Below are 15,965 nucleotides of genomic sequence, written 5' to 3'. Positions count from 1 at the left end.
CCACGCTAACGCGCCGGGGCGCCGGCATGGGCATCCGCCGGCCGGCATTCCGCCGAAGCCGGATGGTGACGCCGTCTCCCTCCGCATCCGCCCCCTTTCCGAGGCCGAGGCAATCTCACGCCCTGAGTGCGAGAAGCCCGGTTCGGGACCCTCTCGCGTGGGAGATGTCAAGGCCCTCGCCGGCCTGCGCCGCCCAGAACCCGACCTTGCTCCCATCATGTTCGCGACCGCCGGCGCAATCACTCGCCGACGCCTTAAAACGTTTGCGGCCAGGACCCTAGCAGGATCGAGCCGGACCGTCCCGGCAACTGCAGACCTCGTCTCCGTCGGCATCCCCGGCAAGATCAGGCTACTGACTCCCTGTCCGTTTGGCTCCCCCTTTGAGGAGACCGGCCTGCCTTCCGCCGACACATTGAGTCAAGCCATGGTGTCAGCTTCCCATATCGCTCCCCCGGAGGGTTGACACTTGCGGGATAAGTTGTGGAATGAGAACGCACGTCCTGGCCGTTCGTCAGAGGGGACACCCCCCCGGAGAACCGGAGGAATGCGACACTCATGCCTGCTCTCGCCATCCGCTACACCGGCGGCACGACGACGTTCCACGAGCCGGTGAGCGCCCATCTGGCCGCTGAGTTTCTCACCGTTCCCCCCGCCACCGTGGCTCGGTGCGTGGCCGAGGTCCGGGCCTGCGCCGAGCACCTCGGAGTCAGGGCGACGCCCGAAGTGATCGAACGTGTGGCTCGCGAGCATTTGCTCGCCCTCGTCAACTCCGCGCCGCCGCCCCGAAGTCCCCGGTAACATCGGGGTCACCCGGCCGTCTTCTACGCACCGTTTGGCCCGGGAATGCGAGAAGGTTGGGGCGTGAGCGAGCGAAGCGAACGGGCCAATCAGCGCGGCGGCAGCGGCGATGGGCTCATGCGGCCGACGGAGGAGGCTGCTTGAGTCGGCGACATCGTCGAGACCCCAGGGAGAGCCAGTCTCCGGATGCGGTTTTCTCCGAGATGTTGCTGGCGGCTCGCGAGCTGCTCGCCGTACGCAGCCCGCTGGACGCCGAGCTCATGGTCTCGGACATGATCGGAGCGTGGTGGGGGCGCCGGCTGAAAAGGGGAGACGCCGAGCAGGTCCTCGGTGAGGGGCTGGTCGACTACGCGGCCAAGGCCGGATCTCCCGCCGCGCTCACCCTGCTGATCGCGCTCGCCTACCTCGGCACCGCCCGTCAGGCCGCCAAGGCGGAGGGCGCGGCGCTGGCGCTCATGGAGCGCGACGTGGCCAGGCCGCGCTGGGCCAACCGGCTGGGCGCGGTCAAGCCGACCGGTTGCTTCGTCTCCCGCGACGCCTACGGCGACCAGGACACGGTCATCTGCACCTTCGGCTACCGGGGTGCCGACAGCGGCGAGGACCGCCACGCGCTGGTTGTGATCGTGGACTACAACATGCGGGGCATCGCCCGCGACGCCTGGGTCTCCTCGCACGTGGACAAGCTGCTGGAGCAGGCCCGGGCCGAGGCCGAGGGCAACCCGATGCTCAGGTTCCAGGAGATCGAGCCGCAGCAGGCCAGGGCGCTGCTCGAATCGGCCATGAAGGCCACCGTGGAGTACGGCGACCGCAGGACGGCCGCGCCGATCAGCGACAGCTACAGCGCCTACCACGCCTTCGCCCGGTCCCGGATCAAGGCGCTGCCGCCCGGCCGAAAGCGTCCGGCCCCGCTGCACAGCGAGGCCCCCTACAGCCGCGACCGCCGGGCGATGCTGGCGGCGGAGTTCCTGTCCTCGAACGCGGCCGAGCACCTGTCGGACCCCTCCGCGGCCTCCCGGTGCGCCGACCACATCATCGACTACGGCTGCGACCAGGATTTCGGCCGCCCGCTGCGGGTAAGCCCGACCAAGTGCGAGACGTTTCTCCTCGACTGGCTGCCGCGCAAGGTGCTGCTCACCCCCGCCGAGCAGGAGGCGGTGCCGCACGTGCTGGGGGCCTGGGCGCGCTTCGCCGCGCGCAGGACCGGACTGCCCGACGAGGGCCTGCGCGCCACGCTCGACGGGATCTGGGAGGCGACGGCCAAGTTCGCCGAGGCCTACCGCGACCCGACGACCTTCGGGCTCGACGACAATCTCCTGGAGCGGCTGCTGCCGGACGGCGACCTGTCCGCACTGGCCAGGCGGGTGTTCGCGTTCCCGTTCCTCCAGGGCACGCACGGCGAGATCAAACTCAGCCTGCTGAACCCCGCCGACGAGACCGACCGGCGGGTCCTGCTGGGAATCGACCACGGCGGCGAGCTCAACCGGCCCGACTACGACGAGCATCTCGCCTGGCACGAGGAGATCGCCGGCCGGCTCTGGGAGGGCGACCCCCCGCAGCTCTGGGAGGCGGCCCAGCGGCTGCTGGACCTCGGCCACGACCGGCACGACGTGCTGCACGTCCTGATCGAGATCGCCGAACGGATCGGAGACGACCCGGAGGAACTCGCCATCGCCCTCGACGACATCGCGGATATACCCGACGAACCTCCGATTTAGGTGAGCCATGATGATCGATCTCAACGCCGACCTGGGTGAGGGCTTCGGCATCTGGCGGCTGGGCGACGACATGGCCCTGCTCGACGTGGTGACCAGCGCGAACATCGCCTGCGGGTTCCACGCGGGTGATCCGCTGACCATCCGCCGCACCTGCGCGGCCGCGGTGGACCGGGGCGTGATGATCGGGGCGCAGGTGTCCTACCGGGATCTGGCCGGGTTCGGGCGCCGCGAGATGGAGGTGGATCCGGAGGAACTCTGCTCCGAGGTCCTGTACCAGCTGGCGGCGGTCGACGGGATCGCCAGGGCGATGGGCGGCCGGGTCTCCTACGTCAAGCCGCACGGTGCGCTCTACAACCGGATCTGCCGCGATCCCGAGCAGGCCGAGGCGGTCGTGACCGCGGTCGCCGACTACGACCAGGGCCTGCCGGTGCTGACCCTGCCCGGCTCCGTCGTCCACGAGATCGCCGCCCGCGAGGGGCTCACCACCGTCGTCGAGGCCTTCGCCGACCGCGCCTACACCCCCGAGGGCGCCCTGGTCTCCCGCCGCTCCCCCGGCGCGGTGCTCCACGATCCCACCGAGGTCGCCGCCCGGGCCGTGCGCATGGCGACCGCCCGGACGGTCACCGCGGTGGACGGCTCCCAGGTCCCGGTGAACGCGCGCTCGATCTGCGTGCACGGCGACACCCCCGACGCCGTGCTCCTGGCGCAGACCGTCCGCGACGAACTGGTCAAGGCCGGGGTGACGTTGAGGGCGTTCGCGTGAGGCCGGTCCGATGACCCGCGAGGACGCCCCGTCGGCGGACCGGGAGGCGACCCGCGGAGACGGGACGGCGGAGAGCCGGCAGGCGGTTCGCGGAAGCGGGACCTCCCCGGTCCGGGAGGCGACCCGCGCAGGCGGAACGTCCAAGGACCGGAAGGCGGTTCGTGGAGGCGGGGCGGCGGAGGAGACCATGACGATCCGGCGGGCCGGGGAGTACGCCCTGCTGGTGGAGACCGGCTCGCTGGAGGTCTCCCACCGGCTGGACGCCCTCCTGCGGGCCGACCGCCCCGCTGGGGTGGCCGAGATCGTGCCCGGCCCCACCACCCTCCTCGTCGCCGCACCGGGCGCCGACCTGCCGCGGCTGCGGGACCGGCTCTCCGGCCTGCTGGGTACGGCGTGCGCCGCCGGCGCCGGCGCCTCCCTTCCCACCAGGACCGTGACGGTCCCCGTGGTCTACGACGGCGCCGACCTGGACGACGTGGCCGCCCTGAGCGGGCTCTCCGTGGAGGAGGTGGTCGAGCGGCACTCCCGGCGGGAGCTGGTGGTGGGCTGGCTGGGCTTCGCCCCCGGATTCGCGTATCTCACCGGACTGGACCCGGCGCTGCACGTGGCTCGGCTGTCCACCCCGCGGACCTCGGTGCCCGCCGGGGCGGTGGCGATCGCCGGACCCTACTCCGCGGTCTATCCGTCGGCCTCCCCGGGCGGCTGGCGGCTGCTCGGCCGCTCCCCCATGACCGTGTGGGACGTGAACGCCGACCCGCCCGCCGTCCTCACCCCGGGCACGCGGGTGCGCTTCCAGGCGATCACCAACCCATGATCGAAGTGATCGCGCCGGGGCCGTACGCCACCGTGCAGGACCTTGGCCGGCCCGGATACGGACATTTCGGCGTGCCTCACTCCGGAGCCGCCGACGCGCCGAGCCTGCGGCTGGCCAACCGCCTGGTCGGCAACCCCGAGAGCGCGGCGGGCGTGGAGCTGACCTTCGGCGGCGCCCGATTGCGCTTCACCACCGGATCCTGGGTCGCCCTCGCCGGGGCTCCCTGCCCCGTGGAGCTCTCGCGACCCCGGGGAACGACCCCCGTGAGGGTCCCCCTGGGGATGTACGCGCCGTTCTGGGCCGCCCCGGGCGACGAGCTCCGGGTCGGGATCCCCCCGGTGGGTCTGCGCACCTACGTCGCGATCAGAGGCGGCCTCGACACACCCGTCGTCATGGGGAGCCGGTCGACCGACTCGCTCTCCGGCCTGGGCCCTCCCCCGCTCGGCCCGGGGACTGTCCTGCCCGTGGGTCCGACCGGCGCTCTGCCCCCGCTCACCGTGGACGCGGCGGCGCCGCCCGGAGCCATGACGGATGTCCTGCGGGTCCTGCCGGGTCCCCGCGACGACTGGTTCGTCCCCGGTGCGCCGGCCGACCTGTGCGCGGAGCCGTACGAGGTCAGCCAGGACGGCAACCGGGTGGGCATCCGGCTGCGCGGCACCCGCCTGAAACGGGTCCGCGAGGGAGAGCTGCCCAGTGAGGGTATGGTGGCCGGAGCCGTCCAGGTGCCGCCCAACGGCCAGCCGATCGTGTTTCTGGCCGACCACCCGCCCACGGGCGGCTATCCCGTCATCGCCGTTCTGACCTCGGCCTCCCTCGCCAGAGCGGCCCAGCTCCGCCCCGGCGACCGGATCCGCTTCCGCATGTGATCATCGTTTATCGCCATAACGACGATTAAGGAGATCGCATGACGCTCGCGGAGCTCCTGGACCCCCTCCTCCGACCCGTCTTCGTCATCGCCGGGGCGCCGACCAACTGGGCCGAGCTCCTCGGCTTCGCCACCGGGATCCTCACGGTCTGGCTGGTAGCCCGCCAGCACCTCTGGAACTGGCCGATCAGCGTCGCCAACGTGATCCTGCTCGGGCTGGTCTTCCTGACCGTCGGGCTCTACGCCGACGCGGCCCTGCAAATCCTCTACGTGGCGCTCGGGCTGTACGGGTGGTGGCAGTGGCTGTACGGCGGGGCAGGCCGGACCAGGCTGACGGTCCGAAGGACGGATCGCGCCGAATGGGCCGCGCTGATCGGTGGCGGTGTCGCCGCCACCATCGCGCTCACCATCACCCTCATCACCTGGACCAACTCGACCGTGCCCTTCTGGGATGCCCTGACCACCGCGCTCTCGCTGATGGCCACCTACGGGCAAACCCGCAAACTGGTGGAGTCGTGGTGGCTGTGGATCGTGGCCGATCTGATCTACATTCCGCTCTACGTCCACAAAGGCCTCTACCTCACCGGCGCCCTCTACGTGATCTTCCTCGCGCTCTGCGTCTCGGGCCTGCTGGCCTGGCGCAGGGATCTCACGGTTCGGCCAATCTCGGTGACGGCATGAGCCTGGTTTTCGCCCACGGCCTGGTGGTCGGCAAGTTCTACCCTCCACACGCGGGTCATCACCACTTGATCAACACCGCGGCGGCGCGGTGCGCCAGGGTGAGCGTGGTGGTCACCGCCTCGACCTCGGAGAGCATCCCGTTGGCACTGCGAGCGGCTTGGCTGCGTGAGGCGCATCCGCAGGCCGAGGTGACGATCGCCCCGGTGGTCGACGACGTTGAGATCGACTACGACGATCCAGAAATCTGGTCGGCGCACGTCACGGTGTTCCGGCACGCACTCGCCCTCGCGCACGGCGAAGCTCAGGAGATCGACGCGGTGTTCTCCTCGGAGGAGTACGGTCCGGAACTGGCCCACCGGTTCGGCGCCGCCCACATCGGCGTCGACCCCGGCCGCGAGCGCTTCCCGGTAAGCGGCACGATGGCCAGGCGCGACCCAGCCTCGTGCTGGCAGTGGCTCTCTCCCCCGGTCCGAGGCCATCTGGCCCGTCGCGTAGTGGTCGTCGGCGCGGAGTCCAGCGGGACCACCACTCTGGCCAGGGATCTGTCCGCCCATTACTCCGCCCGAGGTGGTCCGTGGGCGGCAACCAGGTGGGTGCCCGAGTACGGCAGGACGTACTGCGAAGAGAAGCTCGCCTTGGCCCGCCGCCGCGCCAAATCCTCCGGTCTGCCCGAACCATGGCTGGACGATCTGGAATGGGAGTCCTCAGAGTTCGAGACGATCGCCGAACGCCAGCTCCTCTGGGAAGACGCCGCCGCCCGCACCGGCTCGCCACTACTGGTCTGCGACACCGACGCGTTCGCCACCTCGCTCTGGCACGAGCGCTACTTGGGAGTGGCCTACCCCGTGTATCCGCGCGCCCGGCATGACCTGTGGATCCACACCTCGGTGGAGGGCGTGCCGTTCGAGCAGGACGGCTGGCGGGACGGCGAAGCGATCCGGCATCGGATGGACGCCCGCTTCCGCGAGGAACTGGCCCTGCGGAAGCTGCCGCACCTCGTGGTGTCCGGACCACCGCGTGCGCGGTTGGAGCAGGCCGTGGAAGCGATCGACACCGTGATCGCCCGAGGCTGGGCATTCGCCGCGCCACTCTGAACGGCCTGCGGCCCGACGTGGAGGCTCGCGTGCCGGGCCGCCGTCAGACCTGGAGTTTCCTCATTCGCCCGGTTTCCCCGGCGGGGGCGGCGGGCACGGTCCCGAACAGGTCGAAGACGGACTCGCCGTTCTTCGCCTCCCAGGTCCCGACCACCCGGCCCGGATGGATCACGACCTGGGAGATCCATCCGGCGGCCCGGCTGACCTTCGGCCTGGCCTCCCCGGGCAGAAGGGGTTCGAGGTCACGTAGGGCGGCAAGAATGTCCTGGTCGAAGACAGGGAGCAGATGGGCCCCAGTGGTCGCGTCGTCACCCGTGCCACTGACTTACCGGCATCAGACCGCCGCCGTCCGCGTCGCGCCCCCACCCCAGCGACTGGACCAGCCTGCCGGGCAGGTCTATTCGACGAACCCGATGTCCTGGTATCTCAGGTCGTAGAAGCCACGGGCGCCGAAGTTGGCGATGGTTTCCTTGACGGCGACGTTCTGGGGACGCTGGTAGAGCGTCACCACGTTCACCGCCTGCCAGATCAGCCTGTCGGCGGCGTTCGTGCCGACGATGGCCCGGGCGCTGTCAAGGTCGCCGGTCGCCTTGTTCATGGCGGCGTCGATCTGGGGGGAGCCGATGCGGCCGAGGTTGGCGTTCCATCGCTTGACGCCCTGGGCGTCCTTCGTGGCGTTGGCGTACTGGCCGTACCCGCTGGAGACGGGAAAAGGCGTGCCCACGTAGGAGAACGCGGTGATGTCGTAGTTGCCGGGAATGACGTACGCGGTGAAGTAATCGTCGCCGGGTACCGTCTGGAGGGTGACCTTGACCCCGATCCGGGCGAGCATGTTCTGGGTCAGTTCGGCCTCGGCCTTGGCGAGTTGCAAGCCGGAGGGCATGACGAACCGCAGGTTGAGCTCCCTTCCGTCCTTCCTGCGGGTCCGGCCCTCCAGCTTCCAGCCTGCGGCGTCCAGCATCTGCCCGGCCCTGCCGGGGTTGTAGACGCCGAGTTCGCCGGCGTTGTCGCGGTATCCCTTCTGGGTGTTCATGAAGAAGTGGTTGTTCAGCAGGACGATCGGCCAGTCCAGGCCCTGCAGGTCCGACTGGGCGATGGCCTGGCGGTTGATGCCCATCGTGATGGCCTGGCGGACCTTGACGTCGGAGAGCATCGCGCTCTCGCCGTTCATCGTGATGTGCCGGAAGTCGGGCCCGGCGGCCTGCCGTACGGTCGCGTCCGGGGTGAGCCTGGCCCGCGCGTAGTCGGGCGCGGAGGGGCCGATGTCGAAGGTGTCCAGCTCGCCGTTGCTGAAGGCGCCGATCAGCGCGTCGCTCTCCAGCGAGCGGTAGATGATCTGGTCGAGCTTGGCCCGGTCTCCCCACCAGCGGTCGTCCCTGCCGATGGTGATCGTCTTGGCCGTCGGGTCGAACGCGACGAACCTGAACGGACCGGCGGTCAACGGGATCCGGTTCAGCCAGCCGTCGTTGAACCCCTCGGGAGTGGCGTTGGTGACCTTCGGATAGAGCGGGGCGAACAGCGACTGCCAGTCGCCGAAGGGCTTGGCGAAGGTGATGACGACCTGGTGGTCGTCCCTGCCCCTCTCCACTCTCGCGATATCCTGGTAGCCGGTGGTGCCGGCGACGCGGTAGTCGCCGTTCTTGCCGCTCAGCGCCTGCCACTGGGCTCGGTAGTCCTCCCAGGTGATCGGCGTGCCGTCGGACCACCTGGCCTCTGGGTTGAGGGCCAGCGTGACGACCTGTCTGGGCCGGCTCTCCGTGAGCCTGCCCGCCAGCAGGTAGTCGGTGTTCGCGGAGATCTTGCCCTTCTCGTCTGAGCGGAAGGGCGAGGGCATGAGCCCGTCCGTGATCCTCTTGACCGTCGCGAGGTTGCCGTCGACGTGGTTGAGGTTCCAGTTGGCGGGATACTCGTTGATCCCCCAGCGGAGAACACCTCCGTCCCTGATCCGCTCCCTGGCGACCGGGTTGATGTCGTAGGCCTTGATCTCCGAGGGGGATCCGGGCCGCGGACCGCTTCGTCCGCCGCCGCAACCGGCCAGCGCCAGCGAGCCGGCCACGGCCAGCGCGGCGGCCAGCGCGCTCACGCGCCGGATTGGTGTCACGATTCCTCCCGGATTACACGACTTCAAGCTTCTCGGCGAAATGGCACGAGGCGCCGTGGTCCTCGCCGAGGGGCCGGACCTGTGGCTCCTCGTTCACACACCGCTCCCTGTCGGTCTCGCCGAGGGTCTTGAACTTGGGGCAGCGGGTGCGGAAGCGGCAACCGGAGGGCGGGTCGGCCGGGCTGGGCAGGTCGCCTTCGAGAAGGATCCGTTTCCTGGAGCGTTCCTTCTCGGGGTCGGGCAGCGGCACCGCCGACAGCAGGGCCTGCGTGTAGGGGTGCATCGGGGCGTCGTAGACCTCGCCGACCTGTCCGATCTCGGAGATCTTCCCGAGATACATGACCGCGACCCGGTCGGCGATGTGCCGGACCACGGCCAGGTCGTGCGCCACGAACAGGTACGACAGCCTCAGACGGTCCTTCAGCTCCTCCAGCAGGTTGATCACACCCGCCTGGATGGACACGTCGAGCGCCGAGACCGGCTCGTCCAGCACGATCAGCCTGGGTTCAAGGGCCAGCGCGCGGGCGATGCCGACGCGCTGGCGCTGGCCCCCGGAGAAGTCCTGCGGGTAGCGGGCCGCGTGGGCGGCTTCCAGGCCGACCAGGCCGAGCAACTCCCGGATCCTCGGCCCGGGGTCCCTGATCCCGTGCGTGCGCAACGGCTCGGCGAGGATGTCGTAGACGGTCATCCTGGGGTCCAGCGAGGCCAGCGGGTCCTGGAAGACGACCTGCATGTCCCTGCGGATCGCCATCCGATCGCGGGCGCCCAGGGCTGAGGTGTCACGGCCCAGCACCACGACCCTGCCCCGCTGCGGCTTGACCAGCTCCAGGATCTCCATCAGCGTGGTCGTCTTGCCGCAACCGGACTCGCCGACCAGGCCGAGCGTCTCCCCCTCGCGGATGTCGAAGCTGATGCCGTCCACCGCGTAGACCGTGCCGACCCGCCGTTTGAAGAGCGAGCCCTTCATCAGGGGGTAATGCTTGATCAGGTCGTCCACGGACAGGACCACGTCGCGCTCCTCGCGCGGCGGTCGCACCGTCCGCCCCGGAGCGACCGGCCGGGTGACGGGCTGGGTGGCGGGCTTCCCGGCGGACTCCGTGACACCCTCGGGGGTGGGCCTGCCGGTGGGTCCGGTGACGCCCTCGGGGGTGGGCCTGCCGGTGGGTCCGGTGACGCCCTCGACGGCGGGCCTGTCGGCGGGTCCGGTGACGCCCTCGGCGGCGAAGCCGGTGGCGGGCCCGCCCTCGCCCCGCACGCCGTAGACCTGCGCGGGCGACCAGCCCGCCGCCTCGATCTCCTCCGAGCGGATGCACGCGACCAGGTGACCGGGCGAGCCCACCGGCTCCAGCGCGGGCTCCGCCTCGGCGCACTCGGGAACGGCCAGCGGGCAGCGCGGCTCGAACGGGCAGCCGGGCGGCAGCGCCGCCGGTGAGGGCGGATTCCCCTCGATCGGGACCAGCGGCTGCTCCCCGCCGTGGTCCAGGCGGGGGATCGAGCCGAGCAGTCCCATGGTGTACGGCATGCGCGTGCGGTAGTAGACGTCGTCCACGGACCCGACCTCGACGGCCCGTCCGGCATACATGACGAGGACCCGGTCGACGAACCCGGCCACCACCCCCAGGTCATGGGTGATGATGACGATCGCCGCGCCCGTCTCCCGCTGCGCCTTCTTGAGCACCTCCAGCACCTGCGCCTGGATGGTGACGTCGAGCGCGGTGGTCGGCTCGTCGCAGACGATCACGTCGGGATCGTTGGCGATCGCCATCGCGATCATCGCGCGCTGGCGCATGCCGCCGGAGAACTCGTGCGGGAACGCCCTGGCACGCTGCGCGGCGTTGGGGATGCCGACCAGGTCGAGCAGCTCCACGGCGCGCTTGGCGGCCTGCTCCGCGGTGACCTTCTGATGGATCCGTACGGCCTCGGCGATCTGGGCGCCCACCCGGTAGACCGGGGTGAGCGCGGAGAGCGGGTCCTGGAAGACCATCGAGATCGTCTTGCCGCGGAACGCGGTGAGCGTCTTCTCCGTCGCCCCCAGGATCTCCTTGCCCAGCAGCCGCACCGATCCGGTGACACGGGCGTGCGACGGCAGCAGGCCCATCACGGCCAGCGAGGTGACCGACTTGCCGGAGCCCGACTCGCCGACGATGCCGAGCACCTCTCCGGGACGGACCGCGTAGCCGACGCCTCTGACCGCGCGCACCGCGCCGGGGCCGGAACCGAAGGTGACGTTGAGATCGGCCACCTCAAGGACCGGATCGGCTCCGGGGCCTCCCGCTCCGGCCCATCTGGGCCCTCCGTTTCCCGCGTCCTGGAACCTCGCGTCTCCCGGCCGCCCGTCGTACTCGCTCATGTGTTCCGCCTACCCCTCTGTGCGGTGGGGTCGAAGGCGTCACGGAGGGAGTCGCCCACCAGGTTCACCGCGAGCACGGTGACGATCAGCAGTCCGGAGCAGAACCAGAACGTCCAGGGGGCGTAGATGGCGGTCCTGGCCCCGTCCGCGATGAGGCTGCCCAGCGAGACGTCGGGCGGCTGGATACCGAAGCCGAAGTAGGACAGGGAGGTCTCGGTGAGGATCGCGGCGCTGACGTTCAGCGTGGCGTCCACGACCAGCAGCGAGGACATGTTCGGGATGATGTGACGAAAGATGATCTTTATCGGCGGCACGCCCATGAATCTGGCCGCCTGGATGAACTCCCGCTCCTTGAGCGAGATGGTCATGCTTCGGACGATCTTCGAGGTGACCATCCAGAGGAAAACGGCCAGTACCAGCACGAACAGCAGCCAGTCGCTGCCCTCGAAGAGCGGGGACATGATCGCCAGGATCAGGAAGGCCGGGAGCACCAGCATCAAATCGGTCACCCAGGTCAGTGATCGGTCGGTCCAGCCCGTGAAGTATCCGGCGAAGGCCCCCACCACGGCCGCCAGCGTGGTGCCGAGCACCGCGGCGAGCAGGCCGACGATCAGCGACTTCTGCATGCCGCGCAACGTGACCGCGTACACGTCGGCCCCCGTCTGCAGGGTTCCCCACCAGTGCTCGGCGGAGGGCGGCTGGAGGAACGCCGAGAAGTCCTGGTCGGTGTAGGTCCACCTGCCGACGTACGGCCCGGCGAAGGCCAGCAGGAAGATCAGCCCCAGCAGCGCGAATCCGATCCGGCCCTGGAGCGAGCCGAAGAAGCGGCCCGCGACCACCCGCAGCCGCGAGGGCGCCTGGATCCGGCCGATCGCCGACCGCTGCTCGGCGAGCTCCTCCTCGGAGATGGTCATCGCCCGCTCACCCCACCCTGACCCGCGGGTCGAGGACGGCGTGGAACACGTCGGAGGCCAGCGCGGCCAGCAGCACCGCCAGGGCGGCGAAACAGCTGATGGCCGCGACGGTGTTGACGTCGTTGGTGGAGATGGAGTTGACCAGCTGCTCGCCCATGCCGTGCCAGCCGAAGATCTTCTCGGTGAACGTGGTGCCGACCAGCAGCGAGCCGAAGGTGAAGGCGAAGTAGGTGACCGCCGGGATCAGCGCGGTGCGCAGTGCGTGCCGGGTCAGCGCGGTGCGGCGGCGCAGCCCTTTGGCCATGGCCGTGCGGATGAAGTCGGCGCCGAGCACGTCGAGCATCATGTTGCGCTGGTAACGGCTGTAGACGGCGATCAGACCGAGCGAGAGCGAGAGCGTGGGCAGGATCAGGTGCTGGAGCCGGTCGAGGAGCCGGGTGAGTAACCCGCCCGGGAGCCCGGGGGTCGCCTCGCCGCTGACGAGGAAGACCTGGGTGCCGACCGCGTCGTTGAGCCAGATCACGGCGATGATCAGAATGTTGGCCAGCACGACCGTGGGGACCGCGAGGACGACGAAGGAGATCCCGGTCGCCAGCCGGTCGAACGCGCCGTACTGCTTGACCGCCGCGTAGGCGCCGACGAGCACGCCGGTGATGCTGCCGAGGATCATCCCGGTCGTGATCAGGCGCAGGGTGACGCCGATCCGTCTCGCCAGGTCCTCGTTGACCGAGTCGCCCGTCACCGTCTTGCCGAAGTCGCCCTGGACGAGATCGCCCGCCCAGGTCAGGTAGCGCTGGAACAGCGGGGTCTCGTCGTTCAGGTTCAGCTCGGTGAGGCGGGCGTCGATGACCGCCGGTGGGATCGGGGGGTTGCGTCCCTCGTAGTTCGAGCGGGGATTGAGCGCGCTGGCCGCCAGCATGTACGCCAGGCTCGTGGCCACGATGATCAGCACCAGGTAGTTGAGCAGCCTGCGGACGAGGAATCCCGTCATCGTCCCCCCTCCGGAGCCCTCTTGCCGCCGCCGGCCATCCTGCTACATCGGGCGACCGGCCGAATGCATAGAGTACTGATTCGGGGGCGCGATCTCAGCAAACGGCGGTGTTTGGCCGCTCCGTCTCGCGAGGGCGGGCCCGAGGCGGGCTCCGCGCGAGATCGGCGAGGGTCCGGGCGCGGGTGTTCAGCGCCCGGCGAGTTCGTCCACGGCGGCGCGCAGGTCGGCGCTGGTGATCGTGGTCAGGTCGGCGGCGCTGGCGGTCCCGCCGCCCACGGCGGCCAGGCGGACGTCCCTGCGCATCGCGGCGCGTTCGAACAGCGAGCGCGCGAACCGGCCGTTGCCCAGGCCGTCGATCAGTCCCTCGTCGCAGACCCAGGTGAAGACCTCCGCCAGGTCCTGGCGGGCGGCGTCGTCGAACCTGTCGCCCGACTTCTCGGCGAGCAGGCCGGCGATCTCGGCGAGCTCGTCCGGAGAGTAGGAGGGGAACCGGATGCGCTGGTTGAACCTGCTGGCCAGACCCGGGTTGGAGGACAGGAAGGCGTCCATCTCCCGGCCGTACCCGGCCAGGATGATCACCAGCCGGTCGCGGTCGTCCTCGGCCCGCTTGAGCAGCGTCTGCACGGCCTCGTTGCCGAAGGCGTCGCCCCCGGAGTAGCCGGAGTTGACCAGGCCGTACGCCTCGTCGATGAACAGCACCCCGCCGAGCGCCCGGTCCACCAGCTCATTCGTCTTGATCGCGGTGGCCCCGAGGTGCTGGCCGACCAGGTCGGCCCGCTGGGCCTCGACCACGTCGGGCTGGGCGAGCAGGCCCAGCGCGGCGAAGATGCGGCCCAGGATGCGGGCCACGGTGGTCTTGCCCGTGCCCGGCGGTCCGGCGAAGACGAAGTGCCTCATCTGCGGCGGGGTGGGCAGCCCCCGCTCCTGGCGCATCTTGGCCACCCTGAGCTGCGCGGTGATCGCGTGCACCTGCCGTTTGACGGGCTCCAGGCCGGCCATCCGGTCCAGGTCGGCGAGCGCCTCCTCCAGGGTGGGCGTGGCCTGGTAGCCGCGGTAGCGGGCGGTGAGCTCGTCGAACGCCTTCGTGACATCGCGCTCGACGGTGGTCACCAGGTCCTCGGTGGTGGGTGAGCCGCCCCCGCCCACCACGCGCACGTCCCTGGCCTGGGCGGCGGCCTCCACCAGGCTGCGGACGAACCGGGCGTTGCCCAGCTCGTCGACCAAGGCCCGCCGGTGAACGTCTTCGAACCGGGCGAACAGTACGGGTTTGGCGTCCTCGGCCATCCGGTCGCCCCGCCGCAGCTGCAGCAGCTCGGTGATCCGCAGCAGCTCCTCGGGGCCGTAGCTGGGGAAGCGGACCCGGCTGGAGAACCGGCTGGACAGACCCGGGTTGGAGGACAGGAAGGCGGTCGTCTCCTTCTCGTATCCGGCCAGAATGATGATCAGCCGGTCGCGGTCGTCCTCGGCCCGTTTGAGCAGCGTCTGCACGGCCTCCGCGCCGAACCTGTCGGGCTGGCCCTCACCGGAGTTGACCAGGCTGTAGGCCTCGTCGATGAACAGCACCCCGCCGAGCGCCCGGTCCACCAGCTCGTTCGTCTTGATCGCGGTGGCCCCGAGGAACTCCCCCACGAGGTCGGCTCGCTGCGCCTCCACGACGTAGGGCGTCTCCAGCAGGCCGAAGGCATAGAAGATCTTCGCGACGGTCCTGGCCACACTGGTCTTGCCGGTGCCGGGCGGTCCGACGAACACGAAGTGACGCATCGGCGGCTCGGTGGAGTATCCGGCCTCCTTGCGTAACCTCGCCGCCTCGATCGAGGCGGCGATCGAGCGCACCTGCTCCTTCACCGGCGCCAGGCCGATCATGCTCTCCAGCTCACCGAGCGCCTCCTCCACCGATATCGGCGGCGGCGCGGACGGCTCGCCGGACGCGGAGACGGGACCGCCGTGTCCGCCGTCGCGGCCTCGGGCCCTGACCTGCTCTTCCCCGGCGGTCAGTGCGATCCTGGCCCGGCGGGCCTGGGTGAAGCGGTAGGCCAGCGCCGCGGCGGCCACGCCGTACGCGGCCCACACGGCGACGCCGGGCGAGCCGGCGAACACGAGGGCCAGCACGGCGGCCACCGCGCCGGCGGGCACCAGCGCCAGGAGTGTGGTCACCCACGGGGGAACCCAGCGGATGAGGTGGGCGACTCCCGCCGCGGAGACGCCGAGGAGCACCAGAGCCGTCGACACCCCCGCCGGCCAGACGTACAGGCCCTGGAGGAAGAACAGCGTCATCAGCCAGCCGAGCACCACCACCAGGGTGGCGGCGGCTCGGGGGAAGCGCAGGGTCAGCGCGGCGAAACCGAGCAGGGTCATTGTGATCATCAACGTGTTGAACAGGTGCAGGCCCACACCGGCCACCAGGCCGGCCACCCCGACCGACCCGACCAGCACGGCGGCGTAGATGAGTCTGCGCCGAGGAGCAGGGATCCGGAAGTAGCCCAGTCTCACCTGCTCGAACAGATCTCGTGCCGCCGCGCGCCCCGCCGGCTGGGCCCTGCCGGATTCCCGCATCACGCCTCCCCGGTCCGCCCCCGGTTATACCGCAACGAGGATGCGTTTGCTCGTGCCTGAGCGCCACGCCACGCCGTCGTACGGACACGATCAGATATACGGATGAGATCGGATTAACTCTACGATCCAGGCACCAAGTTCCGGCCCCCTGCTCCTGGGCGGGCAAGTATCTCTTTTCGCCCTCCTTTCCGGCGTCTCACGGGCGACCGGGATCCCGCGTTCCGTCCGGACAGAACCGGCTGTTTCCCACAGCGGAATCTTCCGCACGCCCTCGGGGGACGGGCGTGGGGAATCCGGGCGGGGCGGCGCGGACGACGGCGATCGGG

12 protein-coding genes and 1 pseudogene are annotated in these 15,965 nt (G+C 70.2%); 7 read left to right on the top strand and 6 right to left on the bottom strand.

The annotated features are described in order from the left end of the window. Positions 1-555 precede the first annotated feature (555 nt). The 7 genes from J2853_RS00560 (at position 556) to J2853_RS00530 (ending at position 6,730) form a co-directional block, all read left to right on the top strand. Entirely contained in the window at positions 556-798 is a 243-nt protein-coding gene (locus J2853_RS00560) for a hypothetical protein (RefSeq protein WP_307553774.1), read from the top strand. A gap of 203 nt (positions 799-1,001) precedes the next feature. Continuing rightward, positions 1,002-2,513, top strand: coding sequence for a hypothetical protein (locus tag J2853_RS00555; protein ID WP_307568543.1), 1,512 nt, complete (start codon positions 1,002-1,004; stop codon positions 2,511-2,513). A gap of 7 nt (positions 2,514-2,520) precedes the next feature. Further along, positions 2,521-3,276 (top strand): LamB/YcsF family protein, encoded by a 756-nt coding sequence (locus J2853_RS00550; RefSeq protein ID WP_307553773.1) that lies wholly within the window; start codon positions 2,521-2,523, stop codon positions 3,274-3,276. Positions 3,277-3,286: 10 nt separating this feature from the next. Beyond that, entirely contained in the window at positions 3,287-4,090 is an 804-nt protein-coding gene (locus tag J2853_RS00545; RefSeq protein WP_307553771.1) for a 5-oxoprolinase subunit B family protein, read from the top strand. After that, positions 4,087-4,956, top strand: a complete 870-nt coding sequence (locus J2853_RS00540; protein WP_307553769.1) for a 5-oxoprolinase subunit C family protein — start codon at positions 4,087-4,089, stop codon at positions 4,954-4,956. The genes J2853_RS00545 and J2853_RS00540 overlap by 4 nt, the downstream gene beginning before the upstream one ends. A gap of 38 nt (positions 4,957-4,994) precedes the next feature. Then, complete coding sequence (pnuC, locus tag J2853_RS00535; protein ID WP_307553767.1) at positions 4,995-5,636, top strand: nicotinamide riboside transporter PnuC; 642 nt, start codon at positions 4,995-4,997, stop codon at positions 5,634-5,636. Next, positions 5,633-6,730: an AAA family ATPase gene (locus tag J2853_RS00530; protein ID WP_307553764.1), complete on the top strand. Its 1,098-nt coding sequence runs from the start codon at positions 5,633-5,635 to the stop codon at positions 6,728-6,730. Before pnuC ends, J2853_RS00530 begins: the two co-directional genes overlap by 4 nt. 43 nt (positions 6,731-6,773) lie before the next feature. On the opposite strand, the pseudogene J2853_RS47730 reads toward J2853_RS00530, so the two are convergent. The 6 genes and pseudogenes from J2853_RS47730 to J2853_RS00500 all read right to left on the bottom strand — a co-directional run. After that, positions 6,774-7,028: pseudogene (locus J2853_RS47730) on the bottom strand (winged helix DNA-binding domain-containing protein); the annotation flags it as partial. A gap of 99 nt (positions 7,029-7,127) precedes the next feature. Next, positions 7,128-8,831: an ABC transporter family substrate-binding protein gene (locus J2853_RS00520; RefSeq protein WP_307553760.1), complete on the bottom strand. Its 1,704-nt coding sequence runs from the start codon at positions 8,829-8,831 to the stop codon at positions 7,128-7,130. Positions 8,832-8,844: 13 nt separating this feature from the next. Continuing rightward, positions 8,845-11,181 (bottom strand): dipeptide ABC transporter ATP-binding protein, encoded by a 2,337-nt coding sequence (locus J2853_RS00515; protein ID WP_307553758.1) that lies wholly within the window; start codon positions 11,179-11,181, stop codon positions 8,845-8,847. Beyond that, the gene (locus tag J2853_RS00510) at positions 11,178-12,095 is read right to left on the bottom strand and encodes an ABC transporter permease (protein ID WP_307553755.1); all 918 of its coding nucleotides are present in this window, start codon (positions 12,093-12,095) and stop codon (positions 11,178-11,180) included. Before J2853_RS00510 ends, J2853_RS00515 begins: the two co-directional genes overlap by 4 nt. Before the next feature lie 7 nt (positions 12,096-12,102). Beyond that, positions 12,103-13,086, bottom strand: coding sequence for an ABC transporter permease (locus J2853_RS00505; protein ID WP_307553753.1), 984 nt, complete (start codon positions 13,084-13,086; stop codon positions 12,103-12,105). A 186-nt stretch (positions 13,087-13,272) separates the two neighbouring features. Then, complete coding sequence (locus J2853_RS00500) at positions 13,273-15,639, bottom strand: AAA family ATPase (protein ID WP_307553751.1); 2,367 nt, start codon at positions 15,637-15,639, stop codon at positions 13,273-13,275. Between the last annotated feature and the right edge of the window lie 326 nt (positions 15,640-15,965).

The organism is Streptosporangium lutulentum, assembly GCF_030811455.1.
Taxonomy (GTDB): Bacteria; Actinomycetota; Actinomycetes; order Streptosporangiales; family Streptosporangiaceae; genus Streptosporangium; species Streptosporangium lutulentum.
This window is presented reverse-complemented; position numbering and strand designations above follow the sequence as displayed.